The organism is Flavobacterium aquidurense (genome assembly GCF_001404985.1).
Classification (GTDB): domain Bacteria; phylum Bacteroidota; class Bacteroidia; order Flavobacteriales; family Flavobacteriaceae; genus Flavobacterium; species Flavobacterium aquidurense_B.
The window spans coordinates 1-19,522 of record NZ_JRLF01000009.1; the positions used below are offsets into that span (position 1 = coordinate 1).

The window sequence follows — 19,522 nt, forward strand, 5'->3', positions numbered from 1 at the left end:
TGTTTCTCAAAGCGGGTGCAAAAGTAGAAAACTTATTTCTAACTGGCAAATGTTTTTTGAAGTTTTTTTTGAAAATTTTCATTTCGTTTTTCTTCTCTTTATCTGCCAACCTATCAATGAACTTTCCGTGTTTTGCGGGGTGCAAACTTAAAACTTTCTTTCAATTCCCACAAGCTTTTTTTAATCTTTTTTTGAAAATAAATTCCCGTTTTGATCTCTTTAGCTTGCCGGTATTTCTGTGAACGTCTATCGCTGTTGCGGGTGCAAAAGTAGACCCTTTATTTACATTTACAAGCTTTTTTATTGTATAATTTCAATGTTTTTTAAAACTTTTCCTTAACATACTGATAACACCAAACTTACAAAACACTCTTTTTTTAACTTTATAGGGATTTTCCTAAACCAAATGGCTTTTTCGCAATCCAGGGCTTTCAAAAACTCCCGATTTTAGGGATTTCACAGATTTATCATTCTTTAATGGTTACTTTTCAATGTCAATTTTATGCCCTTTTACCTGTTATCTCCTATTTACACCATATGTCAGGATTTGGGTTGATTGGTTTGTAGTTTTGCGATATCGGTAACAATGCAAAATTCTACCTTATACTTATACAGAGATACAATTCTTATAAGAACAACTTCACCAGCCCTGATAGTAGCGAAAATCCTTTTGTGCCGGTCCCGAGACTTCGGGAGCAGGAAATAGCCCCTAATCCTTAAATTCCAAAAAGCTTTAAATATGCTTAACTGGATAAATTCTCTTATAAATAGATATAAAAAACAAACCCGACAGGTTTTGAAAACTTGTCGGGTTGTGTAAAATATTTATAGCCATTTATTCAAAACGAATAGCTTTCACTGGCGAGATCTTGGTTATTATATAAGACGGAATTAATAGTACGACAAAACAAACTGTAACAGTCATTAAATTCAGTAAAGCAATATAACCCCAGTTCAAGTAAACCGGTGCCTGATTGACATAGTAATTTTCAGGATTTAACTGTACTACTCCAAACTGCTGTTGAATTAACAAAATCGCAATACCTATTAAATTACCCCAAAACAATCCTCTTATAATAAGATAGAATGCATTATATAGAAATATTTTACGAACTGTCCAGTTATTTGCTCCCATTGCTTTTAGAATTCCAATCATTTGGGTACGTTCTAATATGAGCACCAATAAAGCAACAACCATATTTATTGTAGCAACTAAAATCATAACTCCCAGAATGACGACAATATTAAAATCGAAGAGTTGTAACCAATCAAAAATATAACTGTATTTTTCGATTATTGTTTTTGTATCTAAACTCGATGATGTTTGTTCGTATATCTGATTACCTGTGATTTTTATATTATCAAAATCTTTAACAAATACTTCAAAAGCTCCAACCTGATCCGAACTCCATTTGTTGATTCGCTGAATGTGACGAATATCTCCTATTATATATGTAGCATCGAATTGCTGAAATCCCGAATTAAAAATACCCGCAATTTTGAATCGGCGGCTATTTGGCATTTTACCTTGCTCTTCTTTAATAAAGAATGTATTAAAATTATCTCCTACTTTCAGATTAAGACGATCTGCCAAGAGCCTTGAAATTAAAACATCTTCGTTTAAGGTTTTAGAAAAATCAGGCACTTTACCTTCAACAATATATTCTTTTATATTGTTCCAATCATAATCTCCTCCTACTCCTTTGAAAACAATTCCTTCAAATGCGTTTTCTGTTCTGATAATTCCAGCTTTACTCGCGATTGCCTGAATATGACTGACGTCTGGAACTGATTTAAAATTGGGATAAAAATCCTGTTTTTTTGAAATTGGAGTTAAAGTAACTTCAGAATTATTATTGTCATAGTTTGATATAATAATCTGACCGTTGAAAGCAGAAACTTTATCACGTATCTTTTGCTGCAAACCAATTCCGGTAGCAACTGAGACTATCATCATGATAATACCAATAGCAATTGCTGAAATAGCGATCTTTATGATTGGTGCTGATATACTGCTTTTATAATCTTTGGCAGTAATAAGTCTTCTGGCTATGAAATATTCTAAATTCAAATTTTAGTCTCTTTATTTATTATTCTATTGGAATGGCTTGAGCGCAATCAAAAATACATTTTAAAAATGAAAACAAATTGCCTTTAAAAACAATTACAAAAATTTCAGTTCCTCATAAAGGAAGTTTCTTTTTCATTTCTTCAACTATGTTATATGCAGCAGGACAAATAGCAACATTTTTCAAGGTAATATCTGTAATCTGATGAAACTTTTTACGATCTGTGTGCGGAAACTCTCTACAGGCTTTTGGACGAACATCATAAATCATACAATAATTATCGTTATCAAGAAAAGTGCAAGGCACGCTTTTTAGAACATAATCCTTATCCTCATCAATTCGCAAATATTGCTCAATGAATTGTTGTGGTTTTTGTCTGAAAGATTTTGAAATTCGCTCAATATCCGCCAAAGTAAATAAGGGCCCAGTTGTTTTACAACAATTGGCACATTTTAAACAGTCTGTTTTTTTAAATTCGGCATCATGCAAATCCTGCATAATATAATCTAAATTCTTAGGCTGTTTCTTTTTCAGCTTATCAAAATACTTTTTGTTTTCGATATGCTTATCTTTGGCTAACTTATTTAAGTTATTTAAAATTTGTTTCAAGTTTACTTTTTAAAGTTGATTTGCAAAATTAAACAACTTTAAACTTGAAACCCTAAACTTTGAAATAAAATACAATGAAAGATCTATTTGGAAAAGCGATGTTTGACTTTCAGACTAATAATTCGCCTGAAGACATCATCACAGAAACAACAATTTCTGAAGAAGACGAAATGAGCGTTGATTATTTGTTCCGCTCTTATAATGAAATGCCAAAACTGGAGCAAAAAGCATTGCAATTGGCCAGCGGAAAAACATTAGATGTTGGATGTGGCGCCGGAAGTCATAGTTTATCATTACAAAATGATCGTAATTTAGATGTTACATCCATAGATATTTCAGAAAAAGCGATTGAAACTTGTAAACTTCGCGGTGTTAAAAATGCAAAAGTTCAAAACATACTCGATTTCGAAGGGGGTAAATTCGACACCATTATTTTATTGATGAACGGAGTTGGTATTTTTGGTAAATTAGAGAACTGCAATAAATTTTTAAATAAACTAAAGTCACTTTTGAATCCGGGTGGACAAATTTTACTAGATAGCTCTGATATCATTTATATGTTTGACGAAGATGAAGACGGCGGAAAATGGATTCCGTCTAATAATGATTATTATGGTGAACTTGTTTTTAATATTTCCTATAAAGGAGAAAAAGAAGAGCCTTTTGACTGGTTATATCTGGATTACAACACACTTCAAAACGCAGCAGTTGCAAACGGATTAAAATGTGAACTTATTTTAGAAGGCGAACATTATGATTATCTAGCTAAACTTTCGATTTAGAACAAAACTTAACGATCATGGAAGCATTAGATTTAGAAAAATTAAAATACCCAATAGGGAAATTTGAATTCCCAACGAGATTTAGCCCTGAATATATTTCTGATAAAATTCATGAGATCGAATCTTTTCCTGACAGATTAAAAAAAGAGACGATTCATTTAACTGATGAACAATTAGACACTCCATATCGTCCTGATGGATGGACGGTTCGACAAGTTATTCATCACTGTGCAGAAAGTCATATGAATTGTTACATCAGAATAAAATGGGCTTTGACTGAAAATAATCCGGTAATAAAACCTTATGACGAAAATCTGTGGTCTGAATTGCCCGATAATTTAAACATGCCCATTGAACCTACTTTAACTTTATTGGAAGGCTTACATATTAGACTAGCTTTTATCATGAAGAATTTGTCTGACGAAGATCTGGAAAAATCATTTATCCATCCGGAAAACAATTCGGAATATAAAATAAAACAGCTAATAGCAACATATGCCTGGCATGGAAATCATCATTTAGCACATATCACTGCTTTAAAAAAATACAAAAACTGGAAATAAACAATGTTTATTTTTTACACACTGTATATTATTTACTACAAACAAAAAATCTCTTCAGTTGAAGAGATTTTTTTATAGCAATTAAGGAATATTCAAGTATTTATGTGTCTGAAGAGAAACTCTCCACTTTGGATTGTTCATTACATAATCAACAATTAATGGTGTCATTTCTTCTTTCTTGCTCCATTCTGGCTGTAAAAATAAAATTGCATTACCATTTACCAGTTCTGCCTGCTCTTCAGCAAAAATAAAATCATGTTTATTATATATGATCACTTTTAATTCGTGTGCATTATCATAAACTGTTTGGGTTGGCAATTTATTCTTTTTAGGAGAAAGACAAATCCAATCCCAGGTTCCAGTCAATGGATATGCTCCGGAAGTTTCAATATGAACTTTTAAATTTCTGTTTTTTAATTCCTGAGTTAACAAGCTCATGTCCCAGGTTAGAGGTTCCCCACCAGTTATAACAACAGTGTCTGCATAAGTGGCAGCATTATTTACAATTAAGTCAACACTAGTTGGCGGATGTAACTCAGCATTCCAGCTCTCCTTCACATCACACCAGTGACAACCAACATCACAACCTCCAATTCGTATAAAGTAAGCCGCAGTTCCTGTATGAAAACCTTCTCCCTGAATGGTGTAAAATTCTTCCATCAAAGGCAACATAGCTCCTTTATTTACTTCTAATTGTATTTCTTTTGATAACATTATTTCAATTTAAAGTGCAAAGATAGTCAATTAAATACGGAACAAAAAAAACCGATAGTTCTTTGAACTATCGGTTTTATATTTAATAAAGATCTTATATTATTTTAAAGCTTTTACAGATTGCGCAGCATATGTATTTGCAGGATCTAAAACTAAAGTTTTATTGAAATACTCAATTGCTTTTGCTTTGTCTGTATTTGCATAAGCAGCACCAATTGCATTGTAAGATTCAATAACCTTTTTAACAGTAGCAGGCTTCGCTAATTCTTCAGCACCTTTAGCTGTAGTTTTAGTCAAATACTCATTATAGTTTTTTATAATCAAATCATCTTTGTCCAATAAACTGTTGATTCTTCCTTTGTATAAATATGCTTCATCATAAGTAGGAGAAGCAGTTAAAACTTTATCAAAAGTAGCATCCGCTTTTTGCAATGCAGCCGCATCACGAGTTTCTGCAGTTTTACCAGCGTTACCATAATATACTGAAATACCATAATAAACTAAATCATCAAGATAATTTTTAGATTCTGCATTACTAGCACCAAGCTCAAAGATAGAAGCTGCCTGAATATATTGTTTTTTTCCAAACAAAGCTTTTCCAAAATCAGCAAGTTCTTCTACCACTAAAGGTTCTAATTCAATAGCTTTTTTAATATCAGCAACACCAGCATCAAAAGCAGCCTGATCTACAACTCCTTCAGCATTAGTCCCTTTTTTAATTTTAGATAAACCTAAATATAAATAATCTCTACCAATTACTTTGTTTGAAGGTACTTTAATAAAATCTTCAATAGATTTAATTGCTACATCAACATTTCCGTTTTCGTAAGCAGCATAACCTAAATATCTGTAAATTCTTGGATTAACTTTATCTTCAGCAATCATTTTATTTGCTACAGTTTCAAGAGTTTTATAATCTTTTACTAAGATTAAGAAATCTGCATGACGCATTTTAGAATCTAAAGAGTAATCTGTCAGACTTAAATATTTTTCGTAGTTTGTAATTGCATTTTGCATATTAACTTTAGCAGTAGATGTTTTATTTCTTCCCCACTTGTAATATGTTTCAGCCAATTCTCTGTAAACTGGACCATAATTAGGATTTAATGCGATAACTTCATTAAAAGATTTAATTGCTTCTTCATAAGATTTAGCTCCTTTTAATAAAACTCCTAATTGCATTTTAGCTCTTAAAAGCGTTGGATCAGCAGTAAATGCATCACGATACGCTTTATAAGCATCATTTTGATTGTTTGCTCCGTAATACGCATCTCCAATTGCTAAAAGTGCAGTTGCATTTTGTGGCTCAATTAATAAGGCACGTTTTAAAACAGCAACGGCATTTGTATAATCAGGGCTCGTTGAGTTAATATAAGCTCTACCAATGTAAATAAATTCCTCTACATCTTTACGCTTCATATCTTTAGTTGCCAAACCAAAATTAGCCTGGGCAGCAGTAGCATTTTTACTATCAAGATCTATTTGACCTAATCCAATATAATTTAAGTTCTTTTTATCTGATGCCTGTAATCCATTCGAGTAATAAATTTTAGCCGAATCAACAATAGATTGATTTAAATACACATTACCTAAAACAAAATTTGCTTCTCCATCAGAAGGTTTTGCTTTGATGATTGATTTAAGCAAAGATTTTGCTTTTTGAAATTGTTCAGCATCGATTGCTTTTTTAGCTTCTTTGATATCTTGCGCTTTTGCAACAGTAGCTGAAGCAACTAAGGCAAGACTAAAAATTTTAAATTTATTCATCTTTATTGTAATTAATTTATTCTTTATCGTTTATAATTTGACTTCTAATTTTAAGCTTTCTTCCCGGAGTTCTGATAGGCAATAAACCTGATTTTAAAACAATACGCTGACCAATGTCACCTGATATAAATGAAGCAAAGCCCATTCCTAAACCAGTATACCCCTGACAATTTATAATAAACAAATCACGTGCCAAAGGATATTTCATTTCTCCAAGATCATTTTGAGTAGGATCATAATATTTATCACCATTAATTCCTTTAACACTCATAACGTTTATTTTTTTAACGATATCCAGCATATTTGGAGATGGTTGATAAAGCCAATTTACGCCTACTACTCCAATCATACCATCATTCTCTGAAACGAATTTAATAACTTCATCATTCGTTTTAAAAGAAAAAACATTTTTTGACGGAATATCTTTCACCTTTGCCAATTCTTTCATGTATCGAACTGTACTTGAATTTGGATTATCAAACACAAGGCCTTTTATTCCAGAATCTGATTTACCTTGTAAAAAATCAATTACAGTTTTCAACGCAATTAATGTATCATTATTGCCTTTATTAGTAACAAAAGCAATCGCATCTTTAGCAAAAAGTGTAACTCTTGGGTTGATTTTACTTTTTTCGAATCTGGTTTTTTCTTCCTGAGTCAAATCTCTGGTTGTAACAACAACTTTTGCTTTTTGATTCAACAAATCATTTATAAGTTCTGCTTCAGATTTAGGTTTTATAGAAATCTTTGCATCATAATAAGTTCCTTCAAAAACAGCCACCATATCTTCTACGATGGGCTTTACTGTTTCATCTACAGTAATGTCTATTGATCCTTTTAAAATTGTCTCACTATCAGCTTCATTTTTACTTTTTTGGTTGCACATGGCAAACAAAAAAACAAAAACTACCAAACCTACAACTTTACCATATTTCAACATAATTATTCTGCATTTGAATTGATTAATCTTAAAAAACGAATTGCTGAATATACAATCAATAATCCGCCAAAAGCATATCTGTATTTAGGCTCCATATCTAATGGAAGTTTTTTCCAGAACATAATCATTAAACCCAGTACAAGATATATTAAAAAAAACATTATTCCTAAAACAAGAAGAAATCGCTCTTTGAGCGATTTCTTCTGAATATTATTAAGCTTATCTTTTAACATTATTCTGCAGATTGAATAGTAATAGGAAGCGAGTAAAGAACCCTAACTTTTTTACCATTTTGCTCGCCGGGAGTCCATTTTGGACATTTTTTAAGAACACGAATTGCTTCTGCTCCTGTACCGTAACCGATATCCCTTAAAACTTTAATGTCGGTTAATGAACCGTCTTTTTCAACTACAAAAGTAACATAAACTTTACCTTTTAAACCTTCTTCTTCTGGAGTCTTGTAATTATTTCCTACGAATTTGTAGAACTTTTCAATTCCTCCAGGGAAATCTGGTTTTACTTCGATACCTGCAGTATTATAAACATTGTTATCTTCCTGAATGATCTCTGTAACTGGTCCTTTACCAACTGGCTCATCAACAGTTAAAACTGCATCCGGATCTCCTTTGATAGTTTCGTTACCAACTTTTTTATCTTTAAGATCTACAATTTTTGGTGGATCTTCAGTAACTTCATTTGCTTTAGCAACTACCGGTTTCACAAACTTAACCTGATCCACTTTTGGTGGTGGTGGCGGTGGTGGTGGTTGATTTGGCTTAATTTCCTCTTTCTTAGGAGGTAATTTTACTGTAGCAATTTTAATATCGTTATTTACCACTTCTTCTTCAGAATCTGGTAAAAAGCTTGCAATAAGAGGAGCTGCAACAGCAACACTGAAAATAAGCGAACCAATAATAAGAGCCTTTACAGTAGTCTTATTATTTGATTTTCTTAATTCATATGCCCCATATATCTTATTACGTCCTTCGAATACGATATCAAGCCATTGATTTTTAATTATATCTAATTTCATTTTTCTTGATTATTAAGGATTAAAACTAGATTACTCCGGTTTTTTATCTATCAATTTCGTCTCTTCTGGAGTAAATTCAGGAACAATAGCATAAGTATCAACGCCAGAAATACCCATCTCATCCAAAATATCAACCAAATTACGGTAATTTGATTTTTTAGTTGGCTTAATAATAACTATAATTCCGTTTTTAGGTTTCCCTAAAGCTGTAGAATAAGCCAAAACTGCTTTTTTCTGAGTCAATAATTCTTTACGAATTCCGTCTTTACCATAGGCAATATCTTTAGGCCCAATCTTTGGAGCACTTAATAAACCCATGTAGTACACCATTTTATTGTTTTCACCCAACATAACTGTCATTGTACGATTTTCATCTACTTTAACAGGAGGAGTTTTATCATCCGGATCTTTATCTGGCAGAGACAAATCCATCGATTGAGGTTTTGACAACGATGTGGTTAACATAAAGAATGTGATCAATAAGAATGCCAAATCCACCATAGCCGTTAAATCGACTTTAGAATTTTGCTTTTTACTTCTTACTTTACCACCTTTTCCGCCACCACCGTCGCCGGTATTTAATTCAGCCATCTTAGTGTATATTTTTTAATTAAAAGTCTTTTCCTCTCGTACCTGTAACTAAGTTAAAGGAATTGATTTTCTGATCTTGTAAAATATCCATAATCTTTTTGATTTGTGGATATTGCTCTTTAGCATCCCCTTTTATCGCAATTTGCAATTCTTTATCATCAATATCAATCGCAGCTCTTCTTGAAACCAAAAGCCACTCTTTTAATTGATTGTCTAACGAATCGATTGGAATTCCAGGTTGATCAGCTTTAGTTCTGTCAGCCGCTTTCATGTCAATGATTTGCTTCAAATTTGTTATTGGCACACCGAAGTCATCCATTAAAGCAAATTTAGTTTTATCATCTTCTGAAAAAGTCACACCGAATTTTGCACCCATTCCTTCAAGAGTTTTTTTACGAATCTCTCTTCCTTTAATGTCAAAAAACACTTTGCTTTTTCCATCTTTTCCTGTTCCTATTGTAATAATTGCTAGATCAGAATCCGGCAATTTAGTTTGAGCAACAGATGAAGGCATATCTACAGGAAGTGCTTCAGGCACTTTAGCAGTAGCGGTCAAAATAAAGAACGTAAGCAAAAGGAACGCAACATCACACATGGCAGTCATATCTGTCGATGTTGACTTTTTTTTCATTTTTATTTTAGCCATTATCTTTTATTTTAATTTGATATAATTAATTGTAATTATTAATAATCAAAAATTAATTATTGTTTCAAACTTCCTCTGAATCTTCTGTAAGTGTTTACAATTGTAGTACCAGCCTCATCGATAGAGTAAGTTAAATCATCAATTTTAGCAGTAAAGAAGTTATAAGAAACGATCGCTAAGATTGAAGTAGAGATACCTGTTGCAGTGTTGATAAGTGCTTCAGAGATACCAGTTGCAAGAGCAGCCTGGTCTGGAGTTCCAGCAGAAGCTAACGCACCAAACGCTTTAATCATACCTGATACTGTTCCTAATAATCCTCCTAATGTACCTAAAGATACTAAAGTAGAGATAATAGTCATATTTTTTTCTAACATTGGCATTTCTAATGAAGTTGCCTCTTCAATTTCTTTGTGGATTACTTCTGCAGCTTCCTCACTGTTGAATCCTTCTTTTTTAACGTCTTGGTATTTAATCAAAGCAGATTTAATTGCATTTGCAACTGAACCTTGTTGTTTGTCACATGAAGCGATTGCAGCCTCGATGTTTCCTTCTTTAATATTCCCCTGAACGCTTTTCATGAATTTATCTAAGTTTGCTTTTCCAGCTGCTTTACCAATAACGATAAATCTTTCAATAGAAAAAACAACAACCATTAAAAACATACCTAATAATACTGGTACAATAAAACCTCCTTTATAAACCTGTCCTAATGTATTGATCGGATGACCTGTTTCTGGATTACCTCCTTCGAAGTTAGCAGCATCTCCCATGATTACTTTCCAAATAAACACCCCAACTAAGATACACGCAACAATAATGATTCCTGTAATCATTCCTCCTCCATTTGAAGTGCTTTCTTTTTTAACTTTAACGTTTGCCATTTTTTTTAATTTTAATAGTTTTAAATAATTTTTATTTTTTAGTTATATTTAACTTGTAGAGGAGCAAATTTATACGTTTAGTTTAAATAAAAAAACTTTTTTTAATTTAATTGAACGAAATTTAACGTCAATTTAAAAAATATCTCATTAAATTGCCGGCATCATTTTTTAGATAAAACAAAAAACGGGACGATTAATGGGAAAATTACAACGTTTTAGTAAATATTCAAACATTCCTTTGATATCTTCTTAAAAAGTTGCGAAATTATTTTTTATATAATTTTCAATGAAAAATAGTTTTTTCCTACTAAAAAAAATGAGCCTAAAATGTTAAAAAACCAAGCAATACTCTTATAATCATCTAAATTACAAATAAAAACATGAATAAAAAAGAAAATTTCATTCAGGATATAAATAATGGTTATACATCAAAAGGGGACAGCATAACACTGGGAGGAGCCATTTTTGATGGGGAACCACTTGCTGAAGCTCATGTCAAAATCCCATTAAAAACTTTAAATCGTCACGGACTTATAGCCGGAGCAACCGGAACAGGAAAAACGAAAACTATCCAGGTGTTTTCTGAACAGCTCTCAAATGCCGGTATTCCAGTTTTGATGATGGATATAAAAGGGGATTTTAGCGGAATTGCCAAAGAAGGCAAAGAAGAAGGTTTTATAACAGAACGTCATGCAAAAATTAATATACCTTATAATATAGCATCATTTCCTGTTGAACTAATGTCTTTATCCAAGCAAAACGGAGTGCGTTTAAGAGCTACAGTTTCTGAATTTGGTCCTGTTTTATTTTCGCGAATTTTAGATTTAAATGATACTCAGGCTGGCGTTGTTGCTGTAATTTTTAAATATTGCGATGACAACAGTATGCCTTTGCTTGACTTAAAAGATATCAAAAAAGTTATTAATTATATTACCGAAGAAGGCAAAGAAGAAATCTCTGCCAACTATGGCAAAATCTCGACAGCTACTACGGGAACTATTTTAAGAAAAATAATAGAATTAGAACAACAAGGCGGCGATATATTCTTTGGCGAGTTATCTTTTGATACTGAGGATTTGATGCGAATTGACGAAAATGGAAAAGGATATGTAAATATCATTCGCTTAACTGATATTCAGGACAAACCAAAATTATTCTCAACATTTATGTTGAGTTTATTAGCCGAAATTTATCAAAAAATGCCCGAAAAAGGAGATGTGTCTCAACCTGAATTAGTTATTTTTATAGATGAAGCGCATTTGATTTTTAATGAAGCCAGCAAAGCTTTATTAGAACAAATTGAAACCATTGTAAAACTAATCCGTTCGAAAGGTGTCGGTATTTATTTTGTAACCCAAAACCCTATGGATGTTCCAAGTGGTGTTTTGGCGCAATTAGGATTAAAAATTCAACATGCTTTAAGAGCTTTTACAGCAAATGACCGTCAGGCGATCAAGAAAACAGCTGATAATTACCCTACTTCTCAATACTATAAAACAGATGAATTATTAACGAGTCTGGGAATTGGTGAAGCTTTGGTTACAGCCTTAAACGAAAAAGGGATTCCAACACCACTTGTAGCCACGATGATGCGTGCTCCAATGAGCAGAATGGATGTTTTAACTTCTGATGAAATTAATACTATCAATAGCAAATCGAAATTAGTTAAAAAATATGCTGAAGAAATTGACAATGAAAGTGCCTACGAAATTTTAAACAAAAAAATTGCCGATGCTCAACAAGCAAGCGCGCAACAAGAACAACAAGCACCAACCAAATCATCAAAAGCAGAACCAAGCACTACAGAAGTTGTTACACAATCAGTTTTGAAAGTAGTTACAAGTGCTACTTTTATTCGTGGTGTTTTTGGTGTTTTATCCAAGATATTTAAGAAATAATGTAAATAAAATCCAAACCATATAAGCTATATAAGTCAATTTAATACTTTGCGTATAAATTGAATAAACTCATATCGCTATTCTTGTTTAAAAAATTTTATTTTATAATAAACAAAACCCGACAGATTTTAAAAATCTGTCGGGTTACTGTTTATAAATTAAATGAACTTATATAACTTATATGGTTCAAAAAAAATTACGCTTTTTGCAACAGCTCAAGAATCTTGTTTTCGATTTCAGGAGTATTCCAGATATTTTCAATATTTTCTGTTCTTAAAACTTCTTCCATAATTCCGTTTTGAAAATCTCCAATTGCTAAAGCTTCGGCATATGGCCGATCACTAAAAGTTACGCGACTGTAAAGCGGAATCCATTTATCAGGATGTTTATCAGAGAATGTTTTTTCAATTTTCTTTTGCAGTAAGAATTTCTCATCGGCAGTTTTAGTACTCATTTCCATAAAATTTCGATACGAAAGTTCTGCGATTGCATCAGCATTTGGTTTACGTGAAATTTCATATTCTGAGAAAATCTTCTTCCAATCGTCTCCATACTTTTCGATCATTTCATTCAAAACCGTTATATCCTCAAAGCCGGCATTCATACCTTGTCCGTAAAATGGAACAATTGCATGACAAGCATCGCCAATCAAAGCAATTTTGTTTTCGTATGTCCAGGGGAAACATTTCATGGTTACTAAAGTACTTGTTGGATTTTTAAAGAAATCCTCTGCTAATTTTGGAATAACTTCAATCGAATCCGGAAAGTTTTTCTCAAAGAAATCCTCCACCATTTTGCGATCTGTAAGTGATGCAAATGAATTTTCGCCTTCAAAAGGCATAAATAATGTACACGTAAAACTTCCGTCTAAATTAGGAAGCGCGATTAACATATACTCGCCGCGTGGCCAAATATGAAATGAGTTTTTATCCAGTTTATGAGTTGCATCAGCGTTTGCGGGAATATTTAATTCTTTATATCCCATATTCAAAAATTCCTGTGAATAATTAAACATGCTCTGGCGTTGCATTCTATGACGTATTCTTGAAAAAGCACCATCGGCACCAAAAACCATATCATATTTTATTTCTTCCCACTCGCCTCTTTCGGTTTCGCCAATATGCAAGGTCGCATCACTAAGCGTGACATCCCAGATTTTTTGTTCGAAGTAAAATTCAGCTCCGGCTTGTTCAGCAAGATCAATCATTTTCCGGTTCAGTGTTCCTCTGGAGATCGAATAAATCGATTCGCCTTCTTGTCCGTAGTTCTGAAAATTAAGTTTATCAACTAAATGAATGGCTCGTTTATCCATAGGAATCGCAATTTCCCGAACTGAATCGCCAACTCCAACGCCATCAAGCGCTTTCCATCCACGGTTAGACATTGCTAAATTTATAGAACGACCCGAAAAATTAATTTTACGAATATCAGGACTACGATCATAAACATGAACCGTGTGACCTGCTTTTTTGAGATAAATTGCCAATAGTGATCCTACCAATCCAGAACCTACAACAGCAATTTTTAGTGGAGTTTGCATCAAGAAAAATCTAAATATAAGATCGTAAAAATAAGTAATAATTCTACAAGAGCTTAAAAATAAAGGAAATATTTATGATTAATATGGGCATGTCCCGCCGAAAAAAGCGGGTCGGGCTTTCGGCTTTATTCCCTATTAACAAAAACTACGGCTAAAAGCCTTGTTTCTTTAAATAGCGAGATACCGCCTCTATCCCTCATGCGAGTCTCATTTTCATAACAAATTCTGGTTTTTATTGATTTATTAGAAATCCGAAAAAGAGTATTTTCGCTTGACGAGAACTCTAAAAAACATTATAGCTATTTCTCACAAAATTGCAAAGTTTTTTTCATTTCGACGCAAGGAGAAACTCTGCAAACAAAATCGCCAATCTTTGTAGAGTTCCTTACGGAGATTCTTCGTTCCTCAGAATGACAAAAATGAGGTAAAAAACTTTGGTGACAAAACTATAACTAAACAAACTCTATGAAAATCGAACTATTACAATCTGATATCATTTTAGAAAACGAACGAGTATTATTACTACCATTTGAGAATGAAAGAAACATCGAACTCAAAGAAATCATTTTTGATGACGAAATCTGGAAATACATGGGAATGTATGTTAGAAATGATTCAGATTTTGAAAATTACATTATAAATACCTTAAAGCAAAAGGCAGACGGAATCTGTTATTCGTTTTTAATTATTGACAAAGCAACCAACAAAGTTGCAGGAAGTACGCGTTACGGTTATTTAAATCACGCAAGTCAAAAATGCGAAATTGGCTGGACTTGGTATGGCAAGGAATTTCAGGGAACCGGCTTAAACAAAGCCTGCAAATACGAATTATTAAATTTTGGTTTCGAAAGCATTCAATTTAAAAGAATACAATTTAGCGCAGATCTTGAAAACAACAGATCACAAAGAGCGATTGAAAAACTGGGTGCTGTAAAAGAAGGAATCTTTAGAAATAACTATACAGACTCTGAAGGAAAAAGCAAAGATGATGTTTATTACAGTGTGATTTTAGAACAATGGAAAAAGACAAAGCAAGATTATTTTCCTGAGTTTATCTAAAAGCTTATTAGTCCTTTGTCATAGAAAAAAATAGTATTTTAGCTTATTCTAAAAACTATATATCTACAATGCAATTACAAGCTATATATCAAAACACCATAAAATTTGCCGCTAAAAAACATGCCAGTCAAAATCAGGTAATTCCCGGCACTAATTTACCTTACGTTGTTCATTTAAGTAATGTAGCAATGGAAATTATAATTGCTTCGCAAGAAACAAAACAGTTTAATACTGCATTTGCCATTCAAGTTGCATTACTACATGATGTACTTGAAGATACCCAAACTACATTTGATGAACTTGTAAATGAATTTGATGAAGAAATTGCTCTGGCAGTTTTAGCATTAACAAAAAATGCCGCAATTGCTAAAGAAGAAAGAATGAATGATAGTTTAAGCCGAATTAAAAAATTATCAAAAGAAGTTTGGGCGGTTAAACTAGCAGACAGAATAACTAATTTGCAAATTCCGCCTGAAAGCTGGAGCGTTGAAAAGATAAATGAATATCATAAACAAGCCTTACAAATACTAAATACATTAAAAGGTGGAAATGAATATTTAGAAAAAAGATTATCAGAAAGAATTGAAAATTACTCAAAATACTGTAATACTGATTCACAAATAAAACATCAATAAAATAAAAACGTTCAGGATAACAACAAATCGATTATAACTTAATCTCAAATGAACCTATATTCAGAATATTATGTAAGTAAAATTTGCGAGCGATTTGTAAATAAAATTTGGTGTCTTGATAACAGTATTGGCGAAAGCCTGATAGAAAATAAACTTGTTTTACCCAATGGCTGTTTTAATCTGGCTATTGTTAGCGGAAAAGCGATAGAAGTTCATACAAGTAAACAGAAATATGAAATGAACGAAGGTTTTTACTTTTGTTCGCAAATGACCAATAAAGTTTTAGTCCATATACAGCCAAAAACTAAAGTCACTATAATACAATTGCATACATCGACACTTTCGATGTTTCCTAGTTATGATTTGAGCGATTTTAGCGATTCTATTATCAAAATTAACTCGACAGAATTACCTTTTAAAACTGAAGTTGACACTAATTTAAAAAGTGATGTTACTACATTATTAGATACCTTAAACGCTTATTTTGAAGAATTAAATACTTTACATCCTAATAAAAGTGTGGTTGAAAAAATTTGTGAGATTATCAAATTGCATAATGAAGAAATTACAGTTTCCGAAATTGGAAAAATGCTGAATTCTTCGCAAAGATCACTTCAAATTAAATTTAAAACAGCAACAGGACTTACTATTAAAAACTACATTCAGATATTGAAATTTAGAAAATCCGTTGATCAAATGGTAAACGCTACTATTGAGAAGCTTACTTTGACAGAAGTAGCACTTTACAACAAATATTTTGATCAGTCGCATTTTATAAAAAAATTTAAAGATGTAACAAAATCAACTCCGAAAACTTTCGATTCTGAGTCTTATTTTCTTTCTAAAAAAAGATAGCAATTTCGCATTTGTACAATTTTGTTACATTTGATTGCATTAATATTGCAAAATCATCAATCAAATCAATCAAAATGAAAATCAACAAATCATTTTTTCAGCTAAAAGCGATTTTAGTTGGAATCCTGCTTATTCAATTCCATATTGGATTTTCACAGGAAGAAAACAACTCAGCATTGTATAAGACCATTATGTCAAAAGACAGTCTTTTATTTAATGTTGGCTTCAATACTTGCGATGTCTCGCAGTTCGAAAATTTACTAAGTAACAACTTTGAATTTTACCACGACAAAGACAGTATTCAGGACAAAGCTTTATTTCTTAAAAACATTAGAAAAGGTTTATGCGGTTCTACTAAAACTTACCAAGCGAGAAGGGATTTAGTAGACGGAAGCACTGAAATTTATCCGTTATCCAAAAGCGGAATTTTGTACGGAGCTTTACAGATTGGAATTCATCAGTTTTTTGAACCTGTGCCGGGACAGAAAGACAAATTTGGCAGTACAGCAAGATTTACACATGTATGGATAATAGAAAATGGCATCTGGAAACTTAGAAGATCTTTTAGTTACGATCATCAAAATGTAAATACTGCGGGAACTAAAGCAAGTATTTTTGACAATGATCAGGAAATTGAGAAATGGCTGAAACAGAATAATGTTCCCACTCTTGGTATTGGAATCATCAATAACGGAAAACTACAGCAAATAAAAGTATTTGGTGAGCTCAAAAAAGGAGTTACAGCACCTTACAATACAATTTGGAATGTAGCTTCACTGACTAAACCGGTAACAGCAATTGTAGCGTTGAAACTGGCAAGCGCAGGAAAACTGAATTTAGACGAACCGTTATACAAGTATTGGACAGATCCGGATATTGCCAATAATCCTAATATCAAGCTATTAACAACAAGAATTATTTTAAGCCATCAAACGGGTTTTCCAAATTGGAGATCTATGAACGAATCCGGTAAATTAGATTTTAAATTTAAACCCGGAACAAAATATCAATATTCAGGTGAAGGTTTTGAATATCTGAGAAAAGCGTTAGAGAAAAAATTCAGCAAAACTTTAGAACAATTAGCAGATGAATTAATCATTAAACCACTAAAAATGACTGATACAAAATTTGTGTGGAATAAAATTACTGATGTTTCAAGATTTGCAGTTGGATATGACAATAAAGGAAATGCATATGAGCCAACTAAAAATAAAACGGCAAATGCGGCTGATGATTTACTTACTACAATCGAAGATTACGGAACGTTTTTATGCAGCGTAATGAATAGCGACGGATTGAGCAAAAAAGTATTCGACGATATGACATCGCATCAGGTTGAAACAAAGAAAAACAAATATTTTGGCCTGGGTTTCGAAATATACGATTTAGGAAATAATGATTATGCTTTATCACATGGCGGTGCAGACGAAGGAGTTCAGACCATCACTTTGTTGTTGCCTAAAACTAAACAAGGTTTAATAATTTTTACTAATGTTGACGACGGTTATAAAGTTTACGAAAAAATAGTGAATCACTATTTAGGCGAAAACGGAAAGAAAATAATTGACATAGAAACGAAATAAAATGGATATTAACAAGAACACAATTATGACTCCCATGATAAATATAATAGTGCTTTTTATTCTATTTTTAAGTAGAGAGGCAAACGGACAAACCAATAATGAGGTTTTAAAAATGGACCTTCTAAAAACCGAAATCATTAAGATGGACAGTTTACTTTTTGATGTTGCATTTAATCAATGTGATGCATCTCAATTTAAAAGAATAATTGCTGATGATGTTGAGTTTTACGACGATCGTTTTGGCTTAAATGTTTCGAAAGAAAATGAAATCAAATCATTAAACCAAAAATGCATAAGACCAGAAAAGCTTACCCGAAAATTAAATTCCTGTACAATTGACAAATTAGGAGATTTTGGCGCTGTACAAGTGGGCGAACATACTTTTTATGTTGACGGTAAACCGGAAGGAACCGGTAAATTTATTCATATCTGGGAACGAAAAGACAAAGATTGGAAACTAAAACGAATCGTTAGTTATGAGCATAGGCCAATAAAAAAGTAAAGCCAGGTGACTACTATAACATCATTAATAAAGATAATTACAAAAATAATAAGATGATTGTGAAACTTATTTAAAAATGATTCGTCTAACTAAAAGACGCCAGCATAATCATAAGAGATTATACAGTTTCAATCATCAAATCAAAAAAATAATATTCCGTAAAAACTATATGTAGGAGCGGTAATCTTTATCTTACCAACTCTGACAGTTGTGGTAAAAACCAAAACTGTCAGAGTTTTTTTTATTTTAAAAATGCTTTTCCAATTCGATATTTAGCATAAAAAAACTATTTTAGCACTGCCCAAAAATAATTATTTCAATAACCCAAATCAATCTGATTTACAATCGCTAAAGTTGTAAATAGTATTTAATTGACCTATGAAAAATTTAAAGATTTCTTCTCTTTTAGTTTTATTACTATGCGTATTTATTCCAACTATTTGTTTTTCTCAAACTACGGAAAAAACAGTACCTATGCCTACTCAGCAAAACAAAATCATAATAGACAAAATTGTTGAGGCAGCACATTACAAAAACTACGTTGTCGATTTTTGTTTAGAAACTATAAATGAAGCTGCTCAAAAAGAAAAATGGAATGATCAAAAAACAGTCGAAATAACAGAAAGTATTAATTACAAAAATTTCAGAGACGCTGTTTATAATATGTTTGCATTTTACAACGAAATTGAACTGGAAACATTACTAAAAACGTATAAACAGGATACTGCATATCGAACTACAAATGTTATGATTGCAAATGATGCTCTGGCTTATAATCTTGAGATTTTTGCAAATGACATTGTTCGAGGGAAATATAAAAAATAAGGTTCTAAGATACTAAGTTGCTGAGATACT

20 protein-coding genes are annotated in these 19,522 nt (G+C 32.2%); 9 read left to right on the plus strand and 11 right to left on the minus strand.

Annotated elements, in window-relative coordinates:
• Positions 1-835: 835 nt before the first annotated feature.
• Together RC62_RS06030 and RC62_RS06035 are read right to left on the minus strand one after the other, a co-directional pair.
• Positions 836-2,071: an ABC transporter permease gene (locus RC62_RS06030; protein WP_055093597.1), complete on the minus strand. Its 1,236-nt coding sequence runs from the start codon at positions 2,069-2,071 to the stop codon at positions 836-838.
• A 112-nt stretch (positions 2,072-2,183) separates the two neighbouring features.
• A complete protein-coding gene (locus tag RC62_RS06035; RefSeq protein WP_055093599.1) occupies positions 2,184-2,678 on the minus strand; it encodes a YkgJ family cysteine cluster protein in 495 nt (164 codons plus the stop codon).
• Positions 2,679-2,752: 74 nt separating this feature from the next.
• Between RC62_RS06035 and RC62_RS06040 the strand changes: the two genes are divergently transcribed.
• Positions 2,753-3,460, plus strand: a complete 708-nt coding sequence (locus RC62_RS06040; RefSeq protein ID WP_055093600.1) for a class I SAM-dependent methyltransferase — start codon at positions 2,753-2,755, stop codon at positions 3,458-3,460.
• Between the two features lie 17 nt (positions 3,461-3,477).
• Positions 3,478-4,023, plus strand: coding sequence for a YfiT family bacillithiol transferase (locus tag RC62_RS06045; RefSeq protein ID WP_055093602.1), 546 nt, complete (start codon positions 3,478-3,480; stop codon positions 4,021-4,023).
• An 81-nt stretch (positions 4,024-4,104) separates the two neighbouring features.
• Here RC62_RS06045 and RC62_RS06050 read toward each other — a convergent pair whose 3' ends face one another.
• From RC62_RS06050 to RC62_RS06085, 8 genes are all read right to left on the minus strand, one after another.
• The gene (locus RC62_RS06050) at positions 4,105-4,737 is read right to left on the minus strand and encodes a 7-carboxy-7-deazaguanine synthase QueE (RefSeq protein WP_055093604.1); all 633 of its coding nucleotides are present in this window, start codon (positions 4,735-4,737) and stop codon (positions 4,105-4,107) included.
• A 99-nt stretch (positions 4,738-4,836) separates the two neighbouring features.
• Positions 4,837-6,504 (minus strand): tetratricopeptide repeat protein, encoded by a 1,668-nt coding sequence (locus tag RC62_RS06055; RefSeq protein ID WP_055093606.1) that lies wholly within the window; start codon positions 6,502-6,504, stop codon positions 4,837-4,839.
• Between the two features lie 16 nt (positions 6,505-6,520).
• The gene (locus tag RC62_RS06060) at positions 6,521-7,444 is read right to left on the minus strand and encodes a PstS family phosphate ABC transporter substrate-binding protein (RefSeq protein ID WP_055093608.1); all 924 of its coding nucleotides are present in this window, start codon (positions 7,442-7,444) and stop codon (positions 6,521-6,523) included.
• 2 nt (positions 7,445-7,446) lie between these two features.
• The gene (locus RC62_RS06065) at positions 7,447-7,677 is read right to left on the minus strand and encodes a hypothetical protein (protein WP_055093610.1); all 231 of its coding nucleotides are present in this window, start codon (positions 7,675-7,677) and stop codon (positions 7,447-7,449) included.
• Positions 7,677-8,477, minus strand: a complete 801-nt coding sequence (locus RC62_RS06070) for an energy transducer TonB (RefSeq protein WP_055093612.1) — start codon at positions 8,475-8,477, stop codon at positions 7,677-7,679. Before RC62_RS06070 ends, RC62_RS06065 begins: the two co-directional genes overlap by 1 nt.
• A 30-nt stretch (positions 8,478-8,507) precedes the next feature.
• Positions 8,508-9,068 (minus strand): ExbD/TolR family protein, encoded by a 561-nt coding sequence (locus tag RC62_RS06075; protein ID WP_055093614.1) that lies wholly within the window; start codon positions 9,066-9,068, stop codon positions 8,508-8,510.
• A gap of 19 nt (positions 9,069-9,087) precedes the next feature.
• Positions 9,088-9,714: an ExbD/TolR family protein gene (locus tag RC62_RS06080; RefSeq protein WP_055093616.1), complete on the minus strand. Its 627-nt coding sequence runs from the start codon at positions 9,712-9,714 to the stop codon at positions 9,088-9,090.
• Between the two features lie 56 nt (positions 9,715-9,770).
• On the minus strand, positions 9,771-10,595 hold the full coding sequence (locus tag RC62_RS06085) for a MotA/TolQ/ExbB proton channel family protein (RefSeq protein WP_055093618.1): 825 nt from the start codon (positions 10,593-10,595) through the stop codon (positions 9,771-9,773).
• A gap of 380 nt (positions 10,596-10,975) precedes the next feature.
• Between RC62_RS06085 and RC62_RS06090 the strand changes: the two genes are divergently transcribed.
• Positions 10,976-12,493, plus strand: coding sequence for a helicase HerA-like domain-containing protein (locus RC62_RS06090; protein WP_055093620.1), 1,518 nt, complete (start codon positions 10,976-10,978; stop codon positions 12,491-12,493).
• Positions 12,494-12,689: 196 nt separating this feature from the next.
• On the opposite strand, the gene RC62_RS06095 is transcribed toward RC62_RS06090, so the two are convergent.
• Positions 12,690-14,033 carry an FAD-dependent oxidoreductase gene (locus RC62_RS06095; protein WP_055093621.1) on the minus strand — a complete coding sequence of 448 codons (1,344 nt, stop codon included), beginning with the start codon at positions 14,031-14,033 and terminating at the stop codon, positions 12,690-12,692.
• A 465-nt stretch (positions 14,034-14,498) separates the two neighbouring features.
• Here RC62_RS06095 and RC62_RS06100 point away from each other — a divergent pair, with 465 nt between their 5' ends.
• From RC62_RS06100 to RC62_RS06125, 6 genes are all read left to right on the plus strand, one after another.
• Positions 14,499-15,092, plus strand: coding sequence for a GNAT family N-acetyltransferase (locus RC62_RS06100; RefSeq protein ID WP_055093623.1), 594 nt, complete (start codon positions 14,499-14,501; stop codon positions 15,090-15,092).
• A 68-nt stretch (positions 15,093-15,160) separates the two neighbouring features.
• Positions 15,161-15,727, plus strand: coding sequence for an HD domain-containing protein (locus tag RC62_RS06105; RefSeq protein WP_055093625.1), 567 nt, complete (start codon positions 15,161-15,163; stop codon positions 15,725-15,727).
• A gap of 48 nt (positions 15,728-15,775) precedes the next feature.
• Positions 15,776-16,582, plus strand: a complete 807-nt coding sequence (locus RC62_RS06110) for a helix-turn-helix domain-containing protein (RefSeq protein ID WP_055093627.1) — start codon at positions 15,776-15,778, stop codon at positions 16,580-16,582.
• A gap of 74 nt (positions 16,583-16,656) precedes the next feature.
• The gene (locus RC62_RS06115) at positions 16,657-18,165 is read left to right on the plus strand and encodes a serine hydrolase (protein ID WP_055093629.1); all 1,509 of its coding nucleotides are present in this window, start codon (positions 16,657-16,659) and stop codon (positions 18,163-18,165) included.
• Between the two features lie 34 nt (positions 18,166-18,199).
• Positions 18,200-18,667 (plus strand): nuclear transport factor 2 family protein, encoded by a 468-nt coding sequence (locus RC62_RS06120; RefSeq protein WP_245176795.1) that lies wholly within the window; start codon positions 18,200-18,202, stop codon positions 18,665-18,667.
• A gap of 474 nt (positions 18,668-19,141) precedes the next feature.
• A complete protein-coding gene (locus tag RC62_RS06125; protein WP_245176796.1) occupies positions 19,142-19,492 on the plus strand; it encodes a hypothetical protein in 351 nt (116 codons plus the stop codon).
• Positions 19,493-19,522 lie beyond the last annotated feature (30 nt).